This is a genomic window from Ruegeria sp. CG11 (assembly GCF_056537245.1).
The window spans coordinates 1-21648 of sequence record NZ_JBQFRE010000014.1 but is presented as its reverse complement, the minus strand read 5'-3'; the positions used below and the strand labels follow the sequence as shown (position 1 = coordinate 21648).

Genomic DNA, 21648 nt, shown 5'->3' with positions numbered 1-21648 from the left:
GATCGGGGTAGTCGCCTGTCAGCAAAAACAATAAGGCCCCGGTCCATGCGGCCGGGGCCATTTTAGTTCAAGTAGGCCGGTCAGCCTTGTACGACATCCTGACGCTGCACACCCAGCCCTTCGATGCCCAGCTCCATCTTGTCGCCCGGCTTCAGATAGGTCTGTGGGTTCTGCCCCATGCCCACACCCGGAGGTGTTCCGGTCGAGATTACGTCGCCCGGTTGCAGCGACATGAATTGCGACAGGTGCGAGACAACGGTGGCGACACCAAAATGCATCGTGTTGGTTGACCCATCCTGATAGCGGTGGCCGTTGACCTCAAGATACATCGGCAGGTTTTGCGGATCGGCGACCTCATCCCGCGTCACCAGCCAGGGGCCGATCGGGCCGAACGTGTCGGCTGATTTGCCTTTGACCCACTGGCCCGAGCGGTGCAGCTGAAAGTCACGCTCTGACAGGTCGTTGACCACGCAATAGCCGGCCACGTGGTTCAGCGCATCGGCCTCTGACACGTATTTCGCCTCTTTGCCGATAACGACGCCCAGCTCAACTTCCCAATCGGTCTTGACCGATCCGCGCGGGATTTCGACGGTATCGTTCGGGCCGACGATCGCAGAGGTCGCCTTGAAAAAGATCACCGGTTCGGCGGGCAGTTCCATACCGCTTTCGGCTGCGTGATCGGCATAGTTCAGGCCGATACAGACGAACTTGCCGACCTGACCCACACAGGCACCGATGCGCGGGTTACCTTCGACAACCGGCAGCCCGGCCAAATCAAGCCCGCTCAGGCGCGCTAAGCCTTCATCGCCCAGCACATCGCCTGCGATATCATCAACGACGCCGGACAGATCGCGGATATTGCCCTCCGCATCCAAAATGCCGGGCTTTTCCGCGCCAACCGATCCATAGCGTAAAAGCTTCATTTCCCGTTCCTTTTCAGCTCAGATGGTCCAGCCGCCGTCGATGGCAAAGGGCTGTCCTGTGGTGTAGTTGCTGGCATCGCTTGCCAGATACAGCGCAAGTTCCGCCACTTCCTCGGCCGTTCCGATCCGGCCCATCGGCTGGCGTGCGATGAAATCCGTCATGGCTTGTTCATAGTCACCGGTGGCGCGCAATCGGTCATGCAGGCTGGGGCTGTCGACCGTACCGGGACAGATCGCGTTGCAGCGGATGCCTTGCGTCACGAAATCCGCAGCGACGGACTTGGTCAAGCCGATCACGGCAGCCTTGGAGGCACAATAGGCGAACCGGTTCGGCACACCTTTCAGCGACGACGCAACCGAGGACATGTTGATGATCGACCCGCCGCCATTCTCCAACATCGCAGGCAGGGTCAAGCGGATCAGCCGGTACATGGCCTTGACGTTCAGATCAAAACTGAAATCCCAGTCTTTTTCTTCGCATTCCAGAATAGACCCGCCCGCAACATAGCCCGCGCAGTTGAACAACACGTCCAGCGGCGGCAGGTTCGCCGTGGCGGCCTGAACGGCATCTGTGTCAGTAACGTCCAGTTTCAGGGTACGGATACCGGGGATAGATGCCAGTTCAGCCAGCGAAGCGTCATTGATATCGCACGCGATGACCTGCGCGCCCTCGGCCGCAAAAAGTTCGGCCGAGGCACGCCCGATCCCCTGACCTGCGGCGGTGATGAGGGCTGTTTTGCCGGACAGGCAGTTTGAGGAAGTCATCGCAGCTCTCACAGTTGTTCAGGCAAAAGGTCGGTCGGCAGGTTTTGATAGCAAACCGGCCGCAGAAAACGCCGGATCGACAGAGTGCCAACCGAGGTTGCGCCGAAATTGGTCGAGGCAGGGTAGGGGCCGCCATGCACCATGCTGTCACAGACCTCGACCCCGGTGGGGAAGCCGTTGGCCAGAAGCCGTCCGGCCTTGCGTTCAAGTACCGGTACCAGTTTGCGCGCGGTGTCCGCATCCTTTGCGTCCATATGCAGGGTGCAGGTCAACTGCCCTTCGACTGCGCGTGCGATGTCGGACATCTGTTCGACGTCCCGGGCGCGCACGATGATACCGATGGGGCCAAAGACCTCTTCATGCAGGCTGTCATCAGCCAGCCAATTGTCGCCGGAGACGACAAACAGGTTCGGGGCGGCGCTGCGGGGGGAGCTGTCTTTGCTGACAATCTGAACAACTCCGACCCCCTCGGAGAATTGCGCCACACCCTTGCGGTACGCGTCCGCAATACCGCTGGTCAGCATCGTCTGTTCTGCCATCTCGTCCAAAGCGGACTGCGCCGCCGCCTGCAGGGCATCCGCATCTGGTCCGTCCACCACGATGGCGATACCGGGATTGGTGCAGAACTGACCTGCACCCATAGCTAGGGAACCGGCCCAACCGGTGCCGATCTCGGCTCCTCGCGCCGCCGCAGCTTCGGGCAAAACGAACATCGGGTTGACTGAGCCCAGCTCACCAAAGAAGGGGATGGGCTCCGGGCGCTGTGCGCAGATGTCAAACAATGCGCGACCTGCGCGCAACGATCCTGTGAACCCCACCGCCCGGATCAACGGGTGTTGGGCCAAGGCTGTTCCGACCCCGATCCCGTCGCTTTGGATCAACGAGAACGTTCCGGCAGGGGTGCCGGTCGCCTTGATCGCGGCATCAATCGCCTGCGCCACGATCTCGCCCGTGCCGGGATGTGCTGGGTGGCCTTTGACGACAACCGGGCAGCCCGCAGCCAAGGCCGCCGCCGTATCTCCACCCGCGACCGAGAACGCCAGCGGGAAGTTCGACGCCCCAAACACCGCAACCGGACCCAAGGGGCGCTGGATCATCTGCAGATCAGGGCGGGGCAGCGGCGCACGCTCCGGCAGGGCGGGGTCGTGGCGATGGTCCAGATAATCACCGGCTTCGATATGGTCCGCGAACAGGCGAAGCTGGCCGACGGTACGGCCTCGCTCACCTTGCAGCCGCGCCTCGGGCAGGCCGGTTTCCTGGCAGCCGATCTCGGTGATTGCATCGCCGCGTGCGTCGATCTCGTCCGCGATTTTCCGCAGCAGCGCCGCCCGCTCGGCCCGTGTGGACCAGCCGAAGGTGGCAAAGGCCTCTTCAGCGGCCTGAACGGCGGCATCCACATGCGCAGGTGTCCCCACCGAGAAGTCATGGATTGGCCCGTGCGCGGGGTCCGACGCAAAAGTGGCCTCGGTCCCGACCCATTCGCCAGCGATCAGGTGTTTTCCGGTCAACATGTTCAAATCTTCCTTAAATCAGCCCGCGCCGGGCGAGGTTTCGCATCAGATGGGACGCCCCGAATTTCCATTCCGGGCATTCGGTCGACAGGCGCACCGTATTGGTCAGCGCGCCCAGCTTATCGTTTGAAATCGTGACAATATCACCCAGTTTATGAGTGAACCCACCCCCCGGAGTATCGCGATCCTGGGTCGGTGCAAAGAGTGTTCCGAGAAACAGCATCAACCCGTCGGGGTATTGGTGATGCCGCCCGATGGTCTGGGCCACCAAATCCTGCGGATCACGGCTGATCTGCGCCATCGAGGAATGACCCGTCATCTGAAACCCGTCAGGCCCGGTCACCGTCAGCGTCAGTTCGGCAGCGCGTACGTCATCCAGCGTGAAATTGTCATCGAACAGCCGGATCATCGGTCCGATCGCGCATGAGGCGTTGTTGTCCTTGGCCTTGCTCAGCAACAGGGCCGAGCGTCCTTCGACATCGCGCAGGTTGACGTCATTGCCCAGCGTGGCGCCCTTGATCTGACCCTGTGAGGTGACGGCCAGAACCACCTCGGGTTCTGGGTTATTCCAGGTCGAAATAGGGTGCAGCCCAACGTCTGCACCGTACCCAACCGAGGACAAAACCTGCGCCTTGGAGAACACCTCGGCATCCGGGCCGATCCCGACCTCCAGATATTGGCTCCAAAGCCCCTCTGTGATCAGCGCCTCTTTGACCTGCGCGGCCGCTTCGGACCCCGGCACGATATTGGTCAGGCTGTCGCCAATACGTGCGCCGATGCGCGTGCGGATCGCGTCGGCTTTGGCCGGATCACCTGCGGCTTGCTCTTCGATCACCCGCTCGACCATGGAGCCTGCGAAGGTGACACCACAGGCCTTGACCGCCTGCAGATCACACGGAGCCAGCCAGTTGTGGTCGGCATCCAGAGAACCCAACGCCTCACCAGGTGCGGAACGCGTGTAATCGGCGGCATCCTCGCGTTCGAGGATATCGCGTACCGTCGGTGCCTCTTTGGAAGTGATATCAAACAATTGTCCGTCGCGCGGGGTCACGACGCAAGGACCTACACCCTCGCGTTCCACACGTCCCAGCCACAGCCCGCCGGTATCCAGTTTCGGAAATGTCATTTTAGTTCCTGAGGTTATAGGCCCGGGCAGCATTACCCCCCAGCACCGCATTGCGTTCGGGTTCGGTCAGTGCGCTCAGTAGTTTGTCGGTGGAGTCCAGCCAATGCTGATAGCTGCTGGCCAAAGTACAGACCGGCCAGTCGCTGCCCCAGATCAGGCGGGACGGGCCGAACGTATCCAGTAGGTGATCAACATAGGGGCGCAGGTCATCAACGGTCCAATCCGGCGCGGCTTCGGTGACCAAGCCGGACAGCTTGCACCAGGCGTTAGTGTCGCGGGCCAGCGCGGCCATGTCTTCGGCCCATCCCGAAATCACCCCGTCCTTGATCAGGGGTTTTGATCCGTGATCGATCACCACCCGAATCTTAGGATGGCGCGCCAAAAGTTGGCGCAATGGCGCAAGATGTTGCGGCAGGGTCAGGGCATCAAAGGTCAGACCCTTGCGTTGCACCTCCTCAAATGCCGGTGTCAGAGCATCCCCCAGCATCCAGTTCGGATCAGGAATGTCCTGAATCATCGGCCGTACCCCGACCAGAGCCGGGTGCGCGGACAGCGCCTTGATCTGCGCAGGCGCATCGGCGGCTTCGAAATCAACCCAGCCGACCACGCCTTTGATGAATGGGGTTTGATCGGCTAGAGATAGCATATACTCCGTCTCGGCCACAGTTGCGGCAGCTTGCACCAGAACCGTGCCTTCAATCCCTGCCTTTTCAAGCAGCGGCATTAGATCTTCCGGTGTGAAATCCCGATAGATCGCGGCAAGCTCTGGCGTCAGCCAGCCGTAGTCGCCCCGCGCCAACGCCCAGAAATGCTGATGTGCGTCGATCCTCATCCAATGACGCCTTTCTTGAGGATGATGTTGCCGTACAGCCTGCGCTCGCCTGTCTGAACGATGGCAAAGGCGCTGACGGCGCGGTCGTAGAAAGCAAACCGTTCCACTCCTTGAATGCGGGCAGGGCTGTCTGCTGTAGCATCGATGATGGTTTGAAACTCCGCCACGGCTTCGGGCACGGTGCCCGGGTCACCGACAACCTGCATGGTCAGCGCCGGATCAGGTACAAACGCGTCCAGCGGCATGACGGACAGCACTGCCTTCACCATTTCACTGGCCGAAGACCCATCGGCGCGGATGCAAGTCGGGCCAATGCTTGAACCTGGAAAATTCGCGTCCGCGATCACGATCTCATCCCCGTGACCCATAGCGCGCAGCGCGTGCAGCAGTTCCGGCGAGAGGATCGGGTCGATGTTACGCAGCATTGGCGGCCTCAGTTGGCAATGGCGCATCGGGGCGGATCAACCCCTCGGACCGCAGATCAGACCAAAGCCCGAACGGGATGTCGCGGTTCAACAAGGCGACATTGGCCTGTACTTCGGCAGCACTGACCGCGCCGGGGATCACGGTTTTGACACTGGGATGGCCCAAAACGAACTGCAGCGCGGCCGCAATCAACGGCGTGTCATGCGCGGCGCAGACCGCTTCGATCTTGCGCACTCGATCCAGAATATCCTTGGGCGCTTCGGCGTAGTTATACTTGGCGCCCGGCACGGCCCCGGTGGCCAGAATGCCCGAGTTGTACGGCCCGCCCAGAATGATACCCACGTCCCGCTGTTCGCAAAGTGGCAGGAAACTGTCCAACGCTTCTTGTTCCAGCAGAGTGTACCGGCCAGCCAACAAAAAGCTGTCGAAGTCGCCCAACGCCAACAGTCTTTCGCAAACCTGCCATTCGTTCACTCCGGCACCGATTGCCGCAACCTCACCGGCATCGCGCAGCTCGGTCAGCGCCTTGTAGCCGCCACCATCGAACAGCTCGCGGACCTTCGCGTCCGACATCTCCTGACTGCCTTGGCTGAAGACACAGACATCATGCACCAGCAGGATATCGGCCTTGGCGACACCAAGCCTTTCCCGGCTCGCCTCAAAAGACCGCATCACGCCGTCATAGGTGTAATCGAACACGATGCGTTTTTGCGGCACATCTACAAAGGCTTCGGGCGTTACCTCATGCGGCTCGCAATCCAGCAGCAGACGTCCAATCTTGGTCGAAAGCTGGATGTTTTTGCGTCCAAAGCGGGCGATGGCCTCACCGAACCGATGCTCGGACCGACCAAGCCCGTATTGGGGCGCGGTATCAAAGAACCGGATGCCCGCATCATAAGCCGCTTGCAAAGCGGCCTGCGCATCATGATCCGAGACTTTACGATAGAGGTTGCCCAAAGGTGCGCCACCGAACCCCATGCGAGTCAGCGGCACAGGTCTTTTGGTGCGATGGTTCAAGAGTTCGGTCTGCGAAACGGTCATCCTGCTTCCCGTGTTGGCTGCGTGGTAATGTTGAAGAGGTGCGGCTGCTCCTGAATTAGAACGTCGATCCGCGGCATCAGCTGCCCCAGATGGTGCCGCATGGCCTCCTGCGCCGCCTGTTCATTGCGGTCCAGAATCGCGGCGTGAATGGCTCGATGCTCTGCCAGGGTTTCCGCAATCCGCCCCGGTGTCGGCAGCAACAGCATCCGGGCGCGACTGACTTGCAGGGAAACGGTCTGCGCCACATCGCCCAGACGCTTGAAGCCGGTGAATTGCATCAGCAGCGCGTGGAATTCCTCGTCCGCCTGATAGAAGCCGGGAATATCGTCATCTTCGATCAGCAGCTCTTGCAGACGCATGTTCCGGCTGAGTTTCTTGCGCTGATCCTCGGTCAGATCGCGCGCCACCTTGGCGACGGTTGCCAGTTCCAAGGCCTCACGCAGGAACATGCCTTCGCGGATTTCCGGCATTGAGAAATAGGACACTCGCGTTCCCGATTGCGGCACCACGTCCACCAGCCCCTCGGCGGCCAGCCGGGCAATCGCCTCGGTCACTGGCGCGCGCGACACACCCAGCCGTTCGCAGATTGGCGCCTTTCTGAGCGTCGCACCAGGTGGGAAGCCCAATGACAAAATTGCCTGTTTGATCGCCAGATAGACTCGCTGCGCCAACGAGCCTTCATCCGATGCAATATCGCGCAACAGCTGCGCGTCGATGTCTTGTGGTTTGGTCATAGTCACGATCTATCATACTAACATGTTAGTTGACAAGTACGTGATTGCGCTTTAGCAATCTGGGCAGGCAAGCGGGGACGAAATGCACGCAGACCAAGAAAATAAGGCCTCCGAGACGGCGACTCGTGACACGGTCAAGCTGAACCCAGTTGATAATGTCGTGATCGCGCTGCGCGATATGCACGCCGGAGATCAACCATTCGGGCTGACCTCACCGCTGACTGGCCCCGTTCATCGCGGACATAAGATTGCCATCACTGCGATTGCTGCCGGTGAGAATGTCATCCGCTATGGCCAGATCATCGGTCAGGCCAAAAGTGAGATCAGCCCCGGCGACCATGTCCACGTGCACAACCTTGGCATGGGCGCTCATCAACAGGACTACGCCCATGCCAGCGCCAACACACCATTGGCGCCACTGGATGAAGACCGCACGTTTCAAGGCTTTCATCGCGCCGATGGGAAAGTGGGGACGCGTAACTACATCGGCATTCTGACAACGGTAAACTGTTCGGGCTCGGTCGCGCGCTTCATTGCTGAAGCGGCTGAGAAAACGGGCCTTTTGGATAGCTATACGAATGTAGACGGAGTGGTGCCGATCGTGCACGGCACCGGCTGCGGCATGTCCGGCAAGGACGAAGGCTATGCGACCTTGTTCCGCACGCTGGCCGGCTATGCCCAGCATCCGAATTTCGCGGGCATATTGCTGATCGGGCTGGGCTGCGAGGTCATGCAGGTCGCGGATCTGGTCGGTGGCCGCCCGATCCGTCAGGACGGCGCGCTCCGCTATATGACAATCCAGAACGAAGGCGGCACCCGCCGCACCATCGAACGCGGCTTGCACGAACTGCGCGGTATTGCGGAGCTGGCCAATCAAGCCACGCGGCAGCCCGCCCCGGTCAGTGCGATCACGGTCGGGATGCAATGCGGCGGATCGGACGGGTATTCAGGGATCACCGCCAATCCGGCGTTGGGGTATGCCTCGGACCTATTGGTACGCCATGGCGGCACGACAATCCTGTCGGAAACCTCGGAAGTTTATGGCGCCGAACATCTGCTGACCCGCCGCGCCGAAACACCCGAAGTGGGCCAGAAACTGATCGAGCGTATCCACTGGTGGGAGGATTACACCGCCCGCAATGGCGGCGAGATGGACAACAACCCCAGCCCCGGCAACAAGCGGGGCGGGCTGACCACAATTCTTGAGAAATCGCTGGGCGCTGTAGCCAAGGGCGGCACCGCACCGATGCGCGACGTCTACAAATTTGGCGAGATGGTCGACAAAAAGGGCTTTGTCTTCATGGACAGCCCCGGGTTCGATCCGTGTTCGGTCACGGGGCAGGTGGCCTCGGGCGCGAACCTGATTGTGTTCACCACCGGGCGCGGTTCGGTTTCCGGCTATCAGCCGACGCCCTGCATCAAGCTAGCAACAAACTCCGAAATGTATGCGCGGATGGCGGACGACATGGACCTGAATTGCGGGGACATCGTCACCGACGGGATCAGCATCGAAGCCAAGGGCGACCAGCTGTTCGAAATCCTGATCCGCGTCGCATCCGGTGAGAAAACCAAAAGTGAGGAACTTGGCTTTGGGGGCGTTGAATTCGTCCCCTGGCAAATCGGCGCGGTGATGTAACCCGCGCAGCCCTTGGGGAGAGGGGCGATATGGGAGGAGAAATGACAAAACTGGTCGACATGACGGGGATCGACAAACACTTCCCCGGGGTGCACGCGCTGAAATCCGTGCAGTTCGATCTGTTTCCGGGCGAGGTGCACGCGCTGATGGGCGAGAACGGGGCCGGGAAAAGCACGCTGATGAAAATCCTGTCGGGGATTTATCAGCGCGATGGCGGCGATCTGGTGATCGAAGGCAAATCGGTCAGCCCCACCACCCCGCGCGAGGCGCAGGACCTGGGCATCGGCATCATCCATCAGGAACTGAGCCTGATGAACGACCTGACCGTTGCGCAAAACATCTTTATCGGGCGCGAACCGCGCAAGAGTCTCGGCCGACTGGACGAGGCCGCGCTGAACGCGCAGACCGCCGAGATTTTCGCCTCGATGAACCTGTCTCTGGACCCGAAGACTCTGGTTGGCAGCCTGACCATCGCCAAACAGCAGATGGTCGAGATCGCCAAGGCGCTGTCCTACCGGTCAAAGGTTCTGATCATGGACGAACCCACAGCGGCGCTGAACGACGCCGAGATTGCCGAGCTGTTCGTGATCATCCGCCGTCTCAAGGCCGAAGGCGTCGGCATCGTCTACATCAGCCACAAGATGGATGAGCTGAAACAGATTGCTGACCGCGTCACCGTGATGCGTGACGGTGAATATGTTGGCACCGTGGACGCGGCGGGCACGCCGATCAGTCGGATCATCGCGATGATGGTGGGGCGCGAGGTGAACGAGGAACCTCTAATCGTGCCTGATCTGGGTGAGGCCGAGGTTTCATTGCAGGTGTCGAACCTGACGCGGGGCAAGGATATCCGCGAAGTCAGCTTCTCGGTCCAGAAGGGTGAAATCCTGGGCTTTGCCGGGCTGATGGGGGCAGGGCGCACCGAAGTGGCGCGGGCTATTTTCGGGGCCGACCCCAAGGACAGCGGTGAAATCCGTGTCCATGGAAAGCCGGTCTCGATCAAGTCGCCCAAAGACGCGGTGCGCGCTGGGATCGGGTATCTGTCGGAAGACCGCAAGCACTTTGGTCTGGCCACCGGTATGAACGTGCGGGACAATATCGCGCTGGCCTCGATGGACCTGTTCACCACAACGGGTGGCGTTCTGAACGACGGTGAGATCAGCACCACCGCCAAAAGCTATATCCAGCAGTTGGGCATTCGCACCCCGTCTGATGTGCAGGAGGTGCGACTGCTGTCTGGCGGCAACCAGCAGAAGGTTGTCATTGCCAAATGGCTGCTGCGCGACTGCGACATTCTGATCTTTGACGAGCCCACCCGCGGCATCGACGTGGGCGCAAAGTCCGAGATCTACAAGCTGCTCGAAGAACTGGCGGATCAGGGCAAGACGATCATCGTGATTTCGTCTGAACTGCCCGAGATCATGCGCCTCAGCCATCGCATCGCCGTCATGTGCGAGGGCCGCCTGACCGGCATCCTACCCGGCGGGAAAGACACCACTCAGGAAGACATCATGCATCTGGCCACCCAACGTAAGGCGGCGATGCAGATAACAGGGACAGCACAATGACCACAGCCACGGATATCGACAAAAAGAAACCCCTCGCGGGTCTGTCGGAAAGCGGCGCCTATCAAAAGCTGCTGGCGTTTGCCAGTTTGATCGCCTTGCTGATCGGGTTTTCGATCGCGTCGCCGAATTTCATGCAGACTTCGAACATGATCGCCATTCTGCAGGCCACCTCGGTTAACGGGGTGCTGGCCGTGGCCGCGACCTTGATCATAATCACCGGCGGGATCGATCTGTCGCTGGGCACGCTGATGACATTCTGCGCGGTGATCGCGGGGGTGGTGCTGACCTATCTGGGTATGCCGTTGCTGCTGGGTGTTGCGGCGGCCATCGCCGCGGGTGCGCTCTGCGGGCTGTGCTCCGGCACGTTTGTCGCCAAGATGAAAATCCCGCCCTTCATTGCCACGCTGGGCATGATGCTGATCCTCAAAGGCTTGTCGCTTGTTATCTCGGGCACGCGGCCGATCTATTTCAACGACACGCCGGGATTCGACCAGATTTCGCGCGGATCGCTGATCGGAGAGGTTTTTCCGGCGCTTCCCATTCCGAACGGTGTGCTGATCCTGTTCCTCGTGGCCATCGCAGCCTCGTACATTCTGGGGCGCACGGTTCTGGGGCGCTACACTTTTGCGTTGGGGTCAAACGAAGAGGCGGTGCGCCTGTCCGGTGTGAACACCGACATGTGGAAGATGCGCATCTACGCGCTGGCCGGAGCTATCTGCGGTATCGCGGGTATCCTCATCGCTTCACGCCTGAACTCGGCACAGCCCGCTTTGGGTCTGGGCTATGAGCTGGAGGCCATCGCTGCCGTGGTAATTGGGGGTACATCTCTGTCCGGCGGGCGCGGCACCATTCTGGGTACGCTGATCGGGGCTCTGATCATGGCGGTGCTGACAAACGGCTTGCGCGTGCTGTCGGTGGCCCAGGAATGGCAGACCGTCGTGACCGGCGCGATTATCATTCTGGCCGTTTATGCCGACATGGCGCGGCGCAAGAAAACCGGCTGAACAAACATACAAACGACCAACTAGGAGGAGAAGAACATGTTTACACGTCGTTTCATTCTGGGGGCGCTGAGCGCTGCCACTCTTGCCGCACCGGCCTCGATGGCCGCGGCCGAGGACATCTACATTCCGCTGGTGTCCAAAGGTTTCCAGCATCAGTTCTGGCAGGCGGTGAAGTTCGGCGCGGAACAGGCCGCAGACGAATATGGCGTGAACATCACCTTCGAAGGCCCCGACAACGAGACCATGGTAGATCGTCAGATCGACATGCTGGCCGCAGCGCTGGCCAATAATCCCAAGGCGATCGGCTTTGCCGCGCTGGACAGCCAGGCCGCCATTCCACTGCTGAAACAAGCCGCCGATAAAGGAATCCCGATCATCGCCTTTGACAGCGGCGTCGACAGCGATATTCCGGTCTCGACCGCAACCACAGACAATTTGGCCGCCGCAGGGCTGGCCGCAGACAAGATGGCCGAGAAGATCGGTGGCAAAGGCAAGGTCGCCGTGGTCGCGCATGACCAGACCAGCCGCACCGGTATCGACCGGCGCGACGGTTTCGTTAATCGCATCGCCGAGAAATACCCCGATATCGAGGTCGTCACCGTTCAATACGGCCAGGGCGACCACCTGAAATCAACCGAGGTCACCAAGGCCATCCTGACCGCAAATCCGGACCTGAACGGCATCTTCGGCACCAACGAAGGGTCGGCCATCGGCGTGGTGAACGGCGTGCAGGAATTGGGCACCGAAGGGCTGGTCATCATCGGCTATGACAGCGGCAAGGCCCAGAAAGACGCGATCAAAAGCGGCCTGATGGCAGGTGCCATTACCCAGAACCCGGTCGGGATCGGTTATGAAACGGTCAAAGCTGCTGTTGCCGCCCTGAACGGCGAAGAGGTTCCGGCCCTGATCGACACCGGCTTTTACTACTACGACGCGTCAAACATGGACGACCCGAAAATCTCGGCCGTTCTGTACGACTAATACCCAAACCACTCACGGTGAACCGGTCGGCCTGCTTCAGGCGGGCCGGTTTCCGTTTGGTCTCGGTCAGTCACGCGAAGGCCCTTCGGAACATACTTGCCGAAGCTAACATATTCTCATTTCGTATTTGTTGAACAAGTGTGTTAGGGTCCGGAATGTATTTTCTAACTTATATTAAGGGTAGTTGATCCATTGCCAGACAAACCCACCAGCGTATTCAAGCTGCGCCCCCTGGAGAAGGCGGATCTGGAGGCCATCACCCCCTGGTTTCAAGATATCGAGGACCTCGCCCGATTTGACCGCACATCGCGCATTCCGTTCAATTTGGCACAATCCGAGGAAGTCTGGAGCGATGTCTTCAACGCATCCGGAAGCTGCTGCAAGTGCTGGTTCGCTGTCGAATCCGACAGCGGGCAGGTTCTGGGGCTGGCCGGCCTTGAGGCCATATCCTCGGTCAATCGGGACGCCGTTGTCGCCATGTTCGTTGAAAAATCAGCCAGACGGTTAGGTTTGGCTATCAGAGCGACCGCTCTGGTTGTGGATTTTGCGTTCCGCCAGCTTGGCTTGAACCGACTTACCTCGTATTATCGCGACGATAACCACATTAGCCGCGACCTTGTGGAAAGGCTGGGATGTCAAGTCGAAGGAACCATGCGGCAAGCCTGGTACGCGGATGGAACATTTCACGACATGATCGTCGTTGGTGTTCTCAAGCAGGATTGGATGGACAGACGCCCCATCTTGGCAAAGGAACTGGACCCGGGGACGATCGTTACCTTCGGGTCGGATAGGATTTCAGGCTGGTCCTGGCCACCGCAAGTTGATGAGTGTGAGTAACGGGGTGTGATTTTGCTTTCTGAGTGCAAAAGCACATTTTGCTATAAACTGACGATAGGGTTCGAACGCAGCCCCTCAGAAGAGTATTGAATGTGAACACCACAAGTCCAAATCCTACCATCACGCAGAAGCTGGGCGCCATCCTGTTTGCCGATGTCGTCGGTTATTCGCGTCTGATGAGCGAGAATGAGCTGGATACATATAATGCTCTGAAGTTGTTGATGTCTCAGCTGGAAGAAACCTGTGCCGCGTTTCAGGGCCGGGTGGTCGAGGTGCGCGGAGACGGTATTCTGGCCCTGTTTGACACCGCCACCAGCGCGGTCGAGTTCGGGGTGGAGCTGCATCGTATCGCCAGCCAGCACAACCAGGAACGCACGGATAATCAGCGCCTCATGTTCCGCGCTGGCGTCCATCTGGGCGAGATTCTGATCGATGATCGTGGCATCCATGGCGACAACGTCAATATCGCCGCCCGGCTTCAGGAAATCGCGGAACCTGAAAGGGTTTACGTCAGTTCTGCAGTATATGATCAGGTCTGCAACCGCCTGCGTTACGGGTATGAATTTCTTGGCCCGAAAAAGCTCAAGAACATCCTGTCGCCCATCTCGACCTATTGCGTGCGCAGCGAGGTTGCCGGGGCGACGATGGCCGGGACGATGCGGCCCGACCTTCCCGGAGACGTGCTGGAACGCCCCGACACGCCCTCGGTCGCCATTCTGCCCTTCAGCAGCCAGGGCGGCGACGAGTCCGACAGCTGGATCGCCGAAGGACTGACCGACGACATCATCATGAACCTGTCCAAGTTCCGCAATCTGTTCGTGATCGCGCGGAATTCGTCTTTTTTCTTCAAAACTCAGGCGATGCCGCCGAAAGAGGCCGCGCAAAAGCTGAACGTGCGCTATGTCGCCCGGGGCAGTGTGCGACGGTCGGCCAGCCGTATCCGGATCACAGCGGAACTGGTAGACGCCACAACCGAACGCACCATCTGGGGCGAACGATTTGATCGCAAGATCGACGATATTTTCGACATCCTTGACGAAGTGACCGAGTGCATCGTGGCGGCCACCGCAGTGATGATTGAATCGCACGAAAAGCGGCGCATGATTCAGGCGATCCCGTCCGACTTGGAGGCGTATGGGTCCGTGCTTCAGGGTCAGCACCACATATTCAAGTACACACGAAACGACAACCGCAAAGCGCAGAGCTTCTACGAGTCGGCCCTTGAACTGGACGAAGGCTATGCCCGCGCGGCGGCGGCCTTGTCGCGGACACTGAATATCGACTGGCGCTATTCTTGGTCCGAGGACCCTGCCACCGCGCTGGATCAGGCCCTGACCTTTGCGCAGCGCGCGATCGAGCTGGACCCCACCGACGCGCGCGGGTTTGGCGAATTGGGCTATGTGCACCTGTATCGCAAGGAACACGACGCGGCGCTGCAATCCTATCGCCGTGCTCTGGCACTGAACCCGAATGACGCTGACATGCATTCCGATTACGCCGATGCGCTGGCGCACTATGGTGACAACGAAGCAGCAATCTCCCATCTCCAACAGGCAATGCGGTTGAACCCATATTTCCCGGACCAATACCTGTGGCATCTGGGCGGCGCATATTTCAATCTTCACCGCTATGAAGACTCCATTGAAGCCGTCAACAAGATGAACAACCCCACCGAGGGACAACGCTTGCTGGCCGCCAGTTTCGCGCAGCTCGATCAGTTGGACATCGCGCGTGACATTGCAGAACGGCATCGGAAGGCGCACCCCAACTTCTCGCTGAAACGCTGGGAGAGCGTGCAGCCGGACCGTCTGCCCGAAGACACTCAGCACTTTGTTGAGGGGCTGAAAAAGGCAGGCTTCTGAACGAAAAAGGCCCCGCTTGGCAGGGGCCTTTTGCAAATCCAACCTGATGTGAACCGTAAACTTGGTGCCGGATCAGTCTTCTGAACCCCGCGCACGTGCACCGCTGACCCGGGCTCCGCTGACACGTGCCCCACTTACGCGGGCGCCGCTGACACGCGCACCGCTGACCCGAGCACCACTCACACGCGCGCCGCTGATTGCAGGGCTGTCGAACCCGAAATAGATGTCCAGCAGAACCTGTTCGAACATGCCTGCGGTGACATCCATACGCATGGTCTGGTCGGCCTTGTCATAGGCCCAGTACATGACGTCATTGGCCATCTGATAGTCGGCGGCCGCAACACCGCTTTTTGACGGATCGTTGGGCGCCCGAGACGCTAGGTTCCCCGGCAGGTTCCCATCCGTGGCGCTTTTTCCTTTGCCATGTACAAGGAAAATTGCGGGTTCGGGAAGGTCGTAATACGTACCTTCATAGGCAAAGCCGTAAATCTTGGCGAACCGGGGCTCATCTTCACCATCCTTGGCAAATTGCTTGTCCAGCTGCTTGTTATTTCCCTGTCCGCGCTTGTCGGTGACAACGTATTTCATGTCCTCAAGGACGCGTCCGAAAATCAACACTTCGGAAAAACTGAGTAAAGTCTCTGGCATAAACTCATCTCCTAATTGCAGGCTCGACAGCTGTGACCGCCTTGCCCCCCCTGACGAAGACCCGAAAACTCACGAGCCAAATTACTTCCAATAATCACCCCTCGATTGAATGCCACAAAACCATTTAAAAATAAAGGGTTTTAGGCGTTACTCCGGTACTTGAGTACGGACCGAATTCGAATGGCTGTCTTCTTCGGGGTCAGGCAGGCGCGGCCCTGCGGTGGTCAACCCAATTTCGCGCATCCGGAAGTTGCCTTCGATGATATTGCGGAAGGCACCACCTGTGATCTCTTGATCCACCGCCAGCAGTGCCTTTTCCACCCCGAAGTAACTGAGCATATCCGCGTCCAGCATCTCCCACGTGTCGGCCAGATAGGTGCCCAGAAAGTCGCGTGCTTCAAGCAAGGCAATACGGAACCCTTCGGGGTTTTCGGCGTATCGTTTGTCGAAAATACCCTGCATCACACGGCTGTAGTCAGGTGAGCCTTCCAACTGATCTGACAGGTGCTCTTCCTCGGGCGAGATCAGGTCATGCACCAGCAGACGCTCATGATAGATATCGACGAAGATATCGAACATCGCGCCGGTCAGGGGTTCGGACAAAGCGTGCTCGCTGGACCAGCCGGCAGCGAATTCCGACAAGGACCGGTCATTGGCCGCAATTCGGATCTGCGCGTTTTCCGACAGTTCGGCAAATCGGCTGAGGCGGTTGAAGGTATAGAGGTTCCCGCGCGTGTTCTCCAGCAAGTCATCGACCACCGAGCCGAAATGCAGCGACGCCAGCAAAGCCACCAGATCAGCCGCGGATTCATGGAACCCATAATACTCGCCCGAGGCATCGCCGTTAGACGGCATCCCGATCACGCTGTAGATGATGGCATGGCCGATTTCATGCGCGACCACGTCGAAGTTCAGGCTGTAGGGACGGTATTCATCGCCGTGTTCATGGGTGCCGCCGGTTTCCAGAAACCCCCAGCCGATATGTGCGTTGTCGAGGCTGGGCAGCAGCGACAGTTCCAGCCTGTCAAAGTCACGCGCAAAATGCCACGGGATCGGGCGGTCGAAATAACCCTGCCAAACATCCATGGTGAAATGGGCCGAACCGAACAGATGCGCGGCCTCAAAAGCGGGGTCGGTGGGATCGATATGGATGAAGTTGCCGAACTCGTCCGGCATGGGGGGCGGTTGGATTTGACCGTCCCAGGGCGGCAGATACATGCCCGGTCCGTTCGGCCCCGGCACGATCGCGCCGTAAGGTGTGGTTTTCCCCACCGGGTCGACCGTGTACATGCGCGGCCCCGACGGCCCGGGCCCGATGCTGCCCTGTGGCGCAGAAATCTCGACCAGTTCCAACTGGGCATTGGGCTCCAGAAACGGAGACTGTGGATACAGCAGAAACCGGGTGCCGGGTTCTTCTTCGATCTGTTCGGGTAAGTTCACAAAACGCCCTCCCGCGTGGTGCCCGGTCAAATCCGGCGGCTTCTCATTCGGCGGCTCCGCTGTCGGCACCCTTGTGGCAATACAAAAACTCGGCTTCTATCATCTCAAAAAACGCATCGCGCCCGGTCAGACCAAGCGCCACTGCGTAAGAGTCAAGATCATCGGGTACCGGCTGGTCAAGGCGAGATTCAAAATACCACATCAGCACCCGCAACCGGTCGACGCCGGATTGGCCAGTCGGAAGAGCCTGTTCCGCCTTGCTAACGGCCCGATCCCGCAGTTGAGTGTATTGATCCGAACGGCGCAGTTCGGACAGCAGCTGCGTGTCCAGACGACCCGCCCGTGACGCAGTGGCGGCTTCGATCCGGGCAGCGTCCGCCAGCATCGCCTCGTAACTCTCGGGGTTCAGGTCATTCGCTTCAATCCAAGCCATCAGGTCGGACCGCCGTGACAGGCCGACATTGGCCCGGTGGTCCTCCATCTGCCGGACCAGCTCGGCACGTTCTGGGGTGCGATCCTGTCCCGAGGCCTCCTCGCGCGACAGCAGGGCCAGAACCGCACGGTCCCTCAATGTAGAGTAAAGCTCTGGCTGCAGCCGCAATTCGTCGATCACGTTGCGGTCGGCGACCGAGTCCCCGGCATCGATCCGTGCGCGCAGTGCTTTCCACATTAAAGTGCGTTCGGTGCGTGCAATGTCCGTCGGGGGCAGGGGGCTTCCGGCCAGATGTTCCGACATACGTTCCAGCATGGCAACAGCATCCCGGGCCTTGGCGTCGATGCGCCCCGTCGGCAGCCAATCCGCGAATTTGGCAATGCCCGGCAGTTCCTGCAGCGCCGCAAGAATGTCTGGCCAGAAGCGATTACGGTAGTGCATCGTCTTGGCGCAGCGCAGCACCTCAGAGGCCGTTTCCGGTGGCAGGATCCCGGCGGTCTGAGCCTGCGTCACAGTCGCACGGATCGATACCATCGGCTCACTCAGAGGCTGAAAGCCCAACTCAGCCGGGCTGTGCAGCACCGCAACCTCGTCATCGTCCTGCAACGTGCCGTCATAGTAATCCTCGAAGATGCCGCCAACGCCGATCATTCCGAAATCGGCCAGCTCTGCTGCGCGCAAGGCACCCATGCTGGCGCTGCCGAAGACCGGAATGCCCTGTTCGATCGCCCACAGGATTTCCTTGTGCCAGACCGAGGGCACGCCTTCGAAAAATCCATCGATGATACCTATCGCCGTCGGTTTGTCGCCCACTACGCGGTACACATCACCCTGCCGAACGGGCGGCAGGATCGTGGCGTCCAGACATTCCGAGATCGCCTCTGGCGCAAGGGTTGGACCTACAAAAACCACCGCCGTCATGTCAGATCTTCCCTGATGCGCCGGGCCCGGGGGCCGGGGATGTAATCCGGTTCGTCATGCGGGGCCTCAAGCCGAGGGATAACGGCCCGCACCACGGCGATGTCATATTCCGGCCGAGACAGATCGACCATCACCACTTGTGCGGCGCCCACAGCGGAGAGCCGCTGCAACAACAGCTCCAAATCCTCGTCGAAAGAGTTGGTTACATGAGACGGGCAGTCGCCAAAACTCTGCTCTGCCGCAGTGCCATCGATCAAATCGCGCACGTATTTGCCGCGATCCGTTTTGGCCTGATCGGTGAATTCTTCGGGGTCCAGATCATCACGCGCGCCCGAGATATAGGTCAGCCGCGTCTGCGCCGCCTCGGTCAGAGCACGCAACAAGGCGATGGCGCGATCCGGGTGGCACCCGTCACCGATGCCGATATGCCCGGGCTGCCCGCCACCTTCGCAGATCACACAGCGAAAACTGGCAATGCCGACGTCCGAGGTCGTGTTCCATAGCCCGACCTCCAGCCCCGCATCGGTGATCATTTCAATCGCCTGACGGCAGCGCGGATCATCGACGCTATCGGGATTAAGACGCGGCAAACCCGGTTGGTGATGCCACAGGGTTGTGGCATCCCGTTCGATCAGTTCACAGATGGCGTGACAGCTGGCCTCGGCCAGATTGTTGCCCGACGCAAGCCCATTGGTGGTGCGGGGAAAGGCCGCCTGACCGCCGACCGGCGCGCTGGTGTAATCGGTATCGACCATCTCAAGCGGGACCCAGCATGGTCCACCCGTGCCCAGATCGTGCCCCTGAACCCAAAGCATATTGCCATGCGGGTCAAAGTGCCCTCTGGTCACTTGCGGCAGGGCGGTTACGTCCACCACCGCGGTTTCTTCGGCAAGCTCGGCATATCTGGCCAGCCGTTGCGGCAGCTGAACCCGTTCGGCGTGCCAGGATTCAATTGCTTCCATCACACCCGAGGCTTCGGCCGCGCGCAGCGACAACCCTTTGCCCAGCGATACCGCAACTGATCGGGAATTTGGCCTTGCAACCATCACCGTGGGCAGCCCAATCCGGTCCAGCCCGGTCAGGTTCGCGATCCGGGTGATGCCCATGTCTTTCAGAAACGGCTGGACGATCTTTAGGGTCTGTTCGGGGTCGCGCAGCCGATGTGTGTCCAGCACATATTGCTTTTGCGATGCATCAGGCATGTTTCGGACCTTGCTAATTTAAATGACCGCAATGAAAAATAACCGCGCCGGGTCAGTCTGTTACGGCGCAGGATGCTGGATCGAATCCGTTCGGTCAACCGTTGTGGTGCGCTGACCGGCTGAAGCTGAGCCGGGATGCATGGCGATACCGTTCCCCAGCCTGCAGGATCACGCTGGGATAAGAGGGATTGTTCGGTGCATCCGGCCAACCTTGCGGCTCCAGAGCCAAGCCTGAATAGGGCACGTATGGTTCGCCGGACAGGGTCTCACGTTTCAGATGGTTCAGATGTGTTCCGGAATAGACCTGCAAGCCCGGTTCGGTAGAAGACAGCGCCATCCGGACACCGGACAGCGGGGACTCCAATACCGCCACAGGCTTTTCCGGCGTCCGCTGGTCGGAGATGCAGAAATTGTGGTCGAACGGGAAATCCCCAACCATCCTAGGCGTGCGGAAATCGAACTCAGTGCCCTGAACAGGTGCTGGATCGCCCAAGGGGATAAGATCATCATCAATAGGGAGATATCGATCGGCGGCGATCTGCAGGTTGTGGCCGGTTATGTCTCCGCCACCATTCAGATTGAAATACCAATGTGGCGCAAAATTGCAGACTGTCGGAGCATCCGAACGCGCCTCGATCTCCAGACGCAACGCCGCCGGGTTTTCCACGCTGTACCGGGCCGACACGAATAGATCTCCACCGAAACCCATGTGCCCATCGGGCAAATGCAGAGTGAATGTCACGCTGGTCGCAGAACAATGCGCAACCTCCCAAAGCTGCATTGCGGCCCCATCCTGCCCGCCATGCAGGCAGTGGCGGTCGCGAAAATTACGGTTCAACTCAAACGTCTCACCGCCGAGGTGAAATGACCCCGATGAAATCCTGTTTGCACAGCGGCCGACAATGGGCCCCAAATACTCATCCCTGCGCAAATATTCTGTCGGATCACGCCATCCAAGCACCAAGGAGTGGTCGAATCTGTCCAGACGCAGATCGCACAGCGTCGCCCCCAATGGCATCAGGGTCGCCATCAAAACCCCGTTTGAAATCGTAATCGGTTGCGTTTGGCGCTTAGAGGTATGTTGCATTCTGACCTCTTAGAACGTGATGTCGATGGCAGCCCAAACGTGTATAGCGGCCAAACTTGGGGATCTGAAGGTGTAGACGCCCCCGCTGGCCTCGATGTGCCATTGTGGGTTTGCAAACAATCCGATTTGGAGGCGTCTATGGAACAGATTAGCATTATTGGCTTGGACCTGGCGAAGAATGTGTTTCAGGTTCATGGTTCGGATGAACTGGGCCGCACGGTTTTGCGTAAGAGGCTGCGCCGAAATCAGGTTCACCAGTTTTTCAGCCAGCTGCCTCTTTGCGTGGTTGCGATGGAAGCTTGCTCCAGCGCGCACTACTGGGGCCGGGAGATTGGTCGCCTTGGTCACGATGTCAGGCTTATTCCGCCAGCGTATGTGAAACCTTTTGTGAAGCGGTAGAAGAACGATGCCGCGGATGCAGAGGCCATCTGTGAGGCTGCGAGCCGCCCGACGATGCGTTTTGTCCCCGTGAAAAGTGAGGAGACCCAAAGCGCAGCAATGGTGTTTCGAGCCCGGGGAACTTCTGGTTCGGCAACGCATACGGCTGACCAATGCCCTACGCGGTCACCTGGGAGAGCTAGGTCACGTGGTCCCGCAAGGTGCCCGCAACATCCATAAGCTGGTCGACATAGTGGAAGGTTGTGAGGCCTCTATACCGGAAGCGGCGCAGG

General features: G+C 59.5%; 19 protein-coding genes and 1 pseudogene. 7 read left to right on the top strand and 13 right to left on the bottom strand.

Features of this window, described 5'->3' with window-relative positions; all coding sequences use genetic code 11:
* Nucleotides 1-80: 80 nt before the first annotated feature.
* Genes ACR0KW_RS19505 through ACR0KW_RS19470 form a run of 8 tightly spaced genes read right to left on the bottom strand, consistent with a single transcriptional unit; the run spans nt 81 to nt 7358 of the window.
* Nucleotides 81-923: a fumarylacetoacetate hydrolase family protein gene (locus ACR0KW_RS19505; RefSeq protein WP_480806475.1), complete on the bottom strand. Its 843-nt coding sequence runs from the start codon at nt 921-923 to the stop codon at nt 81-83.
* Between the two features lie 18 nt (nt 924-941).
* Complete coding sequence (locus ACR0KW_RS19500; protein ID WP_480806474.1) at nt 942-1688, bottom strand: SDR family oxidoreductase; 747 nt, start codon at nt 1686-1688, stop codon at nt 942-944.
* Between the two features lie 8 nt (nt 1689-1696).
* Entirely contained in the window at nt 1697-3199 is a 1503-nt protein-coding gene (locus ACR0KW_RS19495; protein ID WP_480806473.1) for an aldehyde dehydrogenase (NADP(+)), read from the bottom strand.
* A 13-nt stretch (nt 3200-3212) separates the two neighbouring features.
* Nucleotides 3213-4325, bottom strand: a complete 1113-nt coding sequence (locus tag ACR0KW_RS19490; protein ID WP_480806472.1) for a fumarylacetoacetate hydrolase family protein — start codon at nt 4323-4325, stop codon at nt 3213-3215.
* 1 nt (nt 4326) lies between these two features.
* A complete protein-coding gene (locus ACR0KW_RS19485) occupies nt 4327-5157 on the bottom strand; it encodes an amidohydrolase family protein (RefSeq protein WP_480806471.1) in 831 nt (276 codons plus the stop codon).
* The gene (locus tag ACR0KW_RS19480) at nt 5154-5582 is read right to left on the bottom strand and encodes an RbsD/FucU family protein (RefSeq protein ID WP_480806470.1); all 429 of its coding nucleotides are present in this window, start codon (nt 5580-5582) and stop codon (nt 5154-5156) included. Before ACR0KW_RS19480 ends, ACR0KW_RS19485 begins: the two co-directional genes overlap by 4 nt.
* On the bottom strand, nt 5572-6624 hold the full coding sequence (locus ACR0KW_RS19475; RefSeq protein ID WP_480806469.1) for an aldo/keto reductase: 1053 nt from the start codon (nt 6622-6624) through the stop codon (nt 5572-5574). The genes ACR0KW_RS19480 and ACR0KW_RS19475 overlap by 11 nt, the downstream gene beginning before the upstream one ends.
* Entirely contained in the window at nt 6621-7358 is a 738-nt protein-coding gene (locus ACR0KW_RS19470) for a GntR family transcriptional regulator (protein WP_480806468.1), read from the bottom strand. Before ACR0KW_RS19470 ends, ACR0KW_RS19475 begins: the two co-directional genes overlap by 4 nt.
* A gap of 82 nt (nt 7359-7440) precedes the next feature.
* Here ACR0KW_RS19470 and ACR0KW_RS19465 point away from each other — a divergent pair, with 82 nt between their 5' ends.
* The 6 genes from ACR0KW_RS19465 (at nt 7441) to ACR0KW_RS19440 (ending at nt 15246) form a co-directional block, all read left to right on the top strand.
* Nucleotides 7441-8994, top strand: coding sequence for a UxaA family hydrolase (locus ACR0KW_RS19465; RefSeq protein ID WP_480806467.1), 1554 nt, complete (start codon nt 7441-7443; stop codon nt 8992-8994).
* A 41-nt stretch (nt 8995-9035) separates the two neighbouring features.
* On the top strand, nt 9036-10562 hold the full coding sequence (locus tag ACR0KW_RS19460) for a sugar ABC transporter ATP-binding protein (protein ID WP_480806466.1): 1527 nt from the start codon (nt 9036-9038) through the stop codon (nt 10560-10562).
* Entirely contained in the window at nt 10559-11566 is a 1008-nt protein-coding gene (locus ACR0KW_RS19455; protein WP_480806465.1) for an ABC transporter permease, read from the top strand. The genes ACR0KW_RS19460 and ACR0KW_RS19455 overlap by 4 nt, the downstream gene beginning before the upstream one ends.
* A gap of 36 nt (nt 11567-11602) precedes the next feature.
* Nucleotides 11603-12547 carry a substrate-binding domain-containing protein gene (locus ACR0KW_RS19450; RefSeq protein WP_480806464.1) on the top strand — a complete coding sequence of 315 codons (945 nt, stop codon included), beginning with the start codon at nt 11603-11605 and terminating at the stop codon, nt 12545-12547.
* A 192-nt stretch (nt 12548-12739) separates the two neighbouring features.
* Nucleotides 12740-13384, top strand: a complete 645-nt coding sequence (locus tag ACR0KW_RS19445; protein WP_480806463.1) for a GNAT family N-acetyltransferase — start codon at nt 12740-12742, stop codon at nt 13382-13384.
* A 92-nt stretch (nt 13385-13476) separates the two neighbouring features.
* On the top strand, nt 13477-15246 hold the full coding sequence (locus ACR0KW_RS19440) for an adenylate/guanylate cyclase domain-containing protein (protein WP_480806462.1): 1770 nt from the start codon (nt 13477-13479) through the stop codon (nt 15244-15246).
* Nucleotides 15247-15318: 72 nt separating this feature from the next.
* On the opposite strand, the gene ACR0KW_RS19435 is transcribed toward ACR0KW_RS19440, so the two are convergent.
* From ACR0KW_RS19435 to ACR0KW_RS19415, 5 genes are all read right to left on the bottom strand, one after another.
* Nucleotides 15319-15894 (bottom strand): hypothetical protein, encoded by a 576-nt coding sequence (locus tag ACR0KW_RS19435; protein WP_480806461.1) that lies wholly within the window; start codon nt 15892-15894, stop codon nt 15319-15321.
* A 147-nt stretch (nt 15895-16041) separates the two neighbouring features.
* The gene (locus tag ACR0KW_RS19430; protein ID WP_480806460.1) at nt 16042-17334 is read right to left on the bottom strand and encodes a gluzincin family metallopeptidase; all 1293 of its coding nucleotides are present in this window, start codon (nt 17332-17334) and stop codon (nt 16042-16044) included.
* Between the two features lie 43 nt (nt 17335-17377).
* Nucleotides 17378-18688: a TfuA-like protein gene (locus ACR0KW_RS19425; protein WP_480806459.1), complete on the bottom strand. Its 1311-nt coding sequence runs from the start codon at nt 18686-18688 to the stop codon at nt 17378-17380.
* Nucleotides 18685-19890, bottom strand: a complete 1206-nt coding sequence (locus ACR0KW_RS19420) for a YcaO-like family protein (protein ID WP_480806458.1) — start codon at nt 19888-19890, stop codon at nt 18685-18687. Before ACR0KW_RS19420 ends, ACR0KW_RS19425 begins: the two co-directional genes overlap by 4 nt.
* A 94-nt stretch (nt 19891-19984) precedes the next feature.
* Nucleotides 19985-20977, bottom strand: coding sequence for an aldose epimerase family protein (locus ACR0KW_RS19415; protein ID WP_480806457.1), 993 nt, complete (start codon nt 20975-20977; stop codon nt 19985-19987).
* 138 nt (nt 20978-21115) lie between these two features.
* Here ACR0KW_RS19415 and ACR0KW_RS19410 point away from each other — a divergent pair.
* Nucleotides 21116-21648: pseudogene (locus ACR0KW_RS19410) on the top strand (IS110 family RNA-guided transposase); the annotation flags it as partial.